Origin of the sequence: Immundisolibacter sp., assembly GCF_041625615.1 — a bacterium.
Lineage (GTDB): Bacteria > Pseudomonadota > Gammaproteobacteria > Immundisolibacterales > Immundisolibacteraceae > Immundisolibacter.
Window position 1 is genome coordinate 1 of record NZ_JBFJTF010000156.1, and the last position, 4,758, is coordinate 4,758.

Genomic DNA, 4,758 nt, shown 5'->3' on the forward strand with positions numbered 1-4,758 from the left:
CGGCGCGGTGTCCAGGTCGTTCCGGTGGAGGCGCTGATCGTGGCGATCGACAGTGCCTCGGCCGATCGCCTGCGGCTGCCCGAGCGCTTCTCCCGGTGGCCGCGTCGGGTCTATGCGGCACTGATCGACCGCCTGGCCGCCGCCGGCGCCGATGTCATAGCGATCGACGTGTTTTTTGCCGAGGCCCGTCATGGCGACGATGACGCGGCCCTGGCATCGGCCATTGCCCGGGCAGGGAACGTGGTCCTGTTTGGCCAGTTGCAGCGTCGCGTGCAGGCACTGCCCGGCGCGACCACCGAGGGCCAGGTACGGGTCGACCGGCTGCGGCGACCGTATCGTCCGTTTGCCGACGCGGCACGGGCGGTGGCGCCGTTCGTGCTCCCCAAGTCGCCGATCCGCGTCGACACTGTCTGGACCCACCACCCGGCCGTGCCGACATTGCCGACCCTGCCGGCCGCGACGGTGCTGGCCCAGGCCGGAGCGGTGCAATGCCCGGTCGGTCGGTCGGCGCCGGCCAGACAGCGGGCCGCATGTGATGTGTTGGCCGGCGGCCACGAGAGAATGCTCAATTTCTACGGGCCGCCGCGCACCCTGCCCATCGTTTCCGCTGCCGAAGTGCTGCGTGGGACGCTCCCGGACGTGTCGGGCCGCGCGGTTTTCATCGGCCATGCCGAACCGTACTTCCCCAATCAGCAGGACAGCTTTCTGACGGCAGTCAGCCGTCGTGACGGCCTCGACCTGTCGGGGGTCGAAATCGCCGCCACCGCGTACCTGAACCTCCTGCGTGACGAGTTTCTGCAACCGGCGCCGCCGCCGGTGGTGGCCGTCTGTTTGCTGGGCAGTGCGCTCTTGTTGGCAGGCGTGTGCGTATTCCTGCGCCGGCCGACGGCGGTGGTGCTGTCGATGGGGGCGTTGGCCGGGCTGGTCGCGCTCGGCGTGGTGGCGGCGTTTGCCGATTGGCATCTTTGGTTTCCGCTTGCGCCGTGGCTGGTACAGATTGCCTTGGCGCTGGCTGCGACCCTGGCGTTTCTGGCGCGCGACAGCGGGCGTGAGCGCACGCGGGTGGCGCAGGCATTTCGCCCGTACCTGCCGGCACATCTGGTCGAGCAGGTTGCCCGGGACGGCGGCAACCTGCCGGGCCGAGTTCACTCGGCGCCCGTGCGTGCGGTGTGCTTGGTCAGCGACGCGACCGGCTACACGGCCCTGGCCGAGCGGATGCCGGCCCGGGGGTTGCGTGAGCTGGTGAACGAGTACTACGCCACCCTGCTGGCACCGGTGCGTGAAGGGGGCGGGCTTGTCATGGACATCGTCGGTGACTCGGCGACCGCCGTGTGGCCGCTGGAGCATGTCGATCTCACGGTGCGCTTGCGCGCGTGCCGCGCGGCGGTCGGTATCGAGCAAGCACTCGCCGAACTGCCGTTGCCCGGTCATGGATTGCCCACACGGGTCGGCCTGCATGTTGGCGATGTGTTGCTGGGGCCGGTCGGGGCGCTCGACCATTACGAATATCGCGCCATCGGCGACGCCGTGAACACGGCCAGTCGTATCGAGCAGTTGAACAAGCAGCTGGGCACGCGCGCGCTGGCGAGTGAAGCGGTCGTGCGCGGGGTGACAGGCGTCGATTACCGCCTGGTTGGACGCTTCCGCCTGGCCGGAAAGACCGAAGTGTTGGCGATTTACGAGCTGCTGCGCGCGCCACGCCTGGCGCGGCAGCAGTTTTCGTCGGCGCTGGCGGCGCTGGCCTGCGGTGACTCGCGCGAGGCGCGGCGTCTGTTTCATGCCGTGTTGACGGTGGACGCCGGCGACACGGTCGCAGCGTTCTACGTCGGCCTCATCGACAACCAGGGTGATAAGCTGGGTCCGGATGGAGTTATCTCCATGTCCAAGTAGTGATGCTGTTACGTCGCACATGGGAGGGACGGTGAGGCGGTCGGGTTTGGGTCGGGCGGTGTTGATGGTGGCCCTGTTTCTCACGGTAACGGGGACGAAGGTGCAGGCCTGTGAGCGGTGGCTGGCACGTTTGGCCAGTGCCGAAGGGGCGGTACAGGTGCGGCTGGAGGGCAGCGAGCAGTGGCGCGCTGCCGCATCGGGCGCAGTCTTCTGTGAGGACGTGTCAGTGCGCGTGGGCGCCGGCGGCAGTGCGGCACTGGAGCTGGCCAATGAGACCGTGCTGCGTTTGGCGCCGGACAGTGCGGTTTCCATTCGCCAGCAGCCCAATGCACCGTTGCCCAGTGCGCACATCACGCGGGGGCGTGGCCATTTCCTGAGTCGCACGCCGCAGCGTTTCGACGTCTCGACGCCCTACCTGAACGCCGCCATCGACGGCACCGAGTTTCTTTTGGTGGCCGGCGCAGCCGCTGACGAGTTGATCCTGTTCGAGGGGCGCGTCAGGGCCGGGGGGACCACGCTGCAGCCGGGGCAGGCGCTGCGCGTGGGAGCGGATGGTCGGCGCGAGGTCCGTGTGGCGGTGCGCAGTCGCGAGGGCCTCGACTGGGCGTTGTACTACCCGCCGCTGGCAGCCGACGAAGACCCTGAACTGGCCGAGGCGCTGGCGCTGTTGGCGAGGGGCGACGCTCGGGCTGCGTCACAGCAGGCCCGGGCGGCAGCCGAGCGGCCGGCCACGCGTGCGCAGGCGCGGGCGTTGCAGGCGGTGATTGCATTGGCGCAGGGCGACCCCGCCGCCGCTGAGCGTTACAGCGCCGAGGCGGTGGCGTTGGCGCCCGACCAGCCCAACGCGTGGCTCGCGCGTTCCTATGCGCAGCAGGGCGCCTTCGATCTGGCGGCGGCGCGGGAGTCCGCCGAGCAGGCGGCGCGGCTGTCGGCGACCGACGGCGTGGCGGCGCTGCGCCTGGCGGAACTCGAACTGGCGCGCGGCAACTACCGTGCGGCTCGGCGCTTGTTGCAGACGGCAGAGGCCGGGCCACAGCCCGCGCTGGCGCTGCGCACGCTGGGTTTCGCTGACCTGCTGGCCGATGACGCGGTGGCCGCGCAGGATCGTTTCGAGCGGGCGGCGGCGCTCGACCCGCTGGATCCGCTGGCCCGGCTGGGCCTGGGGCTGGCGCTGATCCGCCAGGATGATGTGCAAGCCGGCCGGCGGCAGATGGAAATCGCCGTTTCTCTCGACCCCGGCCAGTCGCTGCTGCGCAGCTATCTGGCCAAGGCGTACCTGACGGAAGGGCGCGATCACCCGGCGCAGGCCGAACTCGGTCGCGCCAAGGCGCTTGATGCGGCCGACCCGACGCCGTGGTTCTACCAGGCGCTCGGGCTGCTCGCCGACAACCGGCCGGTGGAGGCGCTGGCGGCGCTCGAGCAATCCATTGCGCGCAACGACAACCGCGCGGTCTACCGTTCGCGGTTGCAGCTGGATGAGGACCTGGCGGCACGCCAGGCGAGCACCGGACGCATCTACGAGGCGCTGGGGTTCGATCAACTCGCGCGACGGGAGGCGTCCAGGTCCCTCGCCACGGATCCGACCGACTTTGCCGCCCATCGCTTGTTGGCCGACAGTTACCTGGGGTTGCCCGGTCACGAGACCGGCCGCCTGTCGGAACTGCTGCAGGCGCAGTTGTGGCAGCCGCACAGCGTGTTGCCGCTGCAGCCGCAGTCGCGGGCGGAGGATATGGGTATCCGCCAGGGCGCGGTGTCGTTGCGAAGCGGCCTCAACGAGTACGCGCCACTGTTCGTGCGTGACGGCGTGAGCGTGCTGGGCAGCGCGGTTGGCGGCGGCGACGGCCTGTTCAGCGACGACCTGATCGCCACCGTGCTGTCGGGCCCCCTGTCGATCTCCGCCGCGCAGTTTCGCTACAGCACCGACGGTTTTCGTGACAACGCCGACCAAGACATCGAGCTGTATGACCTGTTCGTCCACTGGAGGCTGACGCCGGACACCAGCGTCCAGGCCGAGGCGCGGCGTCGACGCGACGAGCGCGGCGACATCGGCCTCTACCCGTTCGACGACGTCGACTCGCAGACGCTGCGCCACTTCCGCGACCGCGACACCTACCGGCTCGGCCTGCGCCACGACTGGCAGCCCGGCCACAGCACCCTGGTGTCGGTTCAGCGCGAGCGCCTGCAGGAAGGCCAGGATTTCGAACTCGAGCTCATGCTGCCGTTCGGCCCGCCGGTCCCCATCGTGCTGCCCTTCGAGGTGCGGGCGGAGCTGCGGCCGCTGCTGGCCGAGGCGCAGCAGGTGATCTCCGGTGATCCCGGGCGGCTGTTGATGGGAGGCGGTTACTATCGCGCCAACGGCGACATTGATGTCAACGGCTTCATGCTCGATCAGCGCGTGCGCCAGCACAACGGCTATGCCTACGGTTATGTCGATGGCGCCGACGGGATGCAGTGGACACTGGGCGTGGCGGTCGATTCAGTGGAGGCGGACGCCATCGATAAGACCCGCGTCAGCCCCAAGCTTGGCCTGGTGTGGGCGCTTGACCGACACACCACGTTGCGCGCAGCGGCGCTGCGGGCGGTGCACCGTGAACTGATCGGCAAGGGCACCATCGAGCCGGCGCAGGTCTCGGGGTTCGTGCAGTTCTTCGACGATCCTGTCGGCACGCGCAGTGACCGGTACGCGCTGGGCATTGATCGCCGCCTGCGCGACGGGCTGGACGTGGGGCTCGAGGCCAGCTGGCGTCAACTCGAGCGGCCTTACCTGGACCTGCTGTCGGGTGCACAAAGCGGTGATGCGCGCCAGCAGCTGCATCGCGTGTACGCGTACTGGACGCCGGCGCCACGCTGGGCCGTGCGTGGCGAGTA

2 protein-coding genes are annotated in these 4,758 nt (G+C 69.5%); both read left to right on the forward strand.

Features of this window, described 5'->3' with window-relative positions; all coding sequences use genetic code 11:
• A partial coding sequence (locus tag ABYX71_RS10470; RefSeq protein ID WP_372696442.1) for a CHASE2 domain-containing protein occupies positions 1-1,890 on the forward strand: 1,890 nt, incomplete at its 5' end.
• Between the two features lie 64 nt (positions 1,891-1,954).
• Positions 1,955-4,758: FecR domain-containing protein (locus ABYX71_RS10475; protein ID WP_372696443.1), on the forward strand; the 2,804-nt coding region annotated here is incomplete at its 3' end.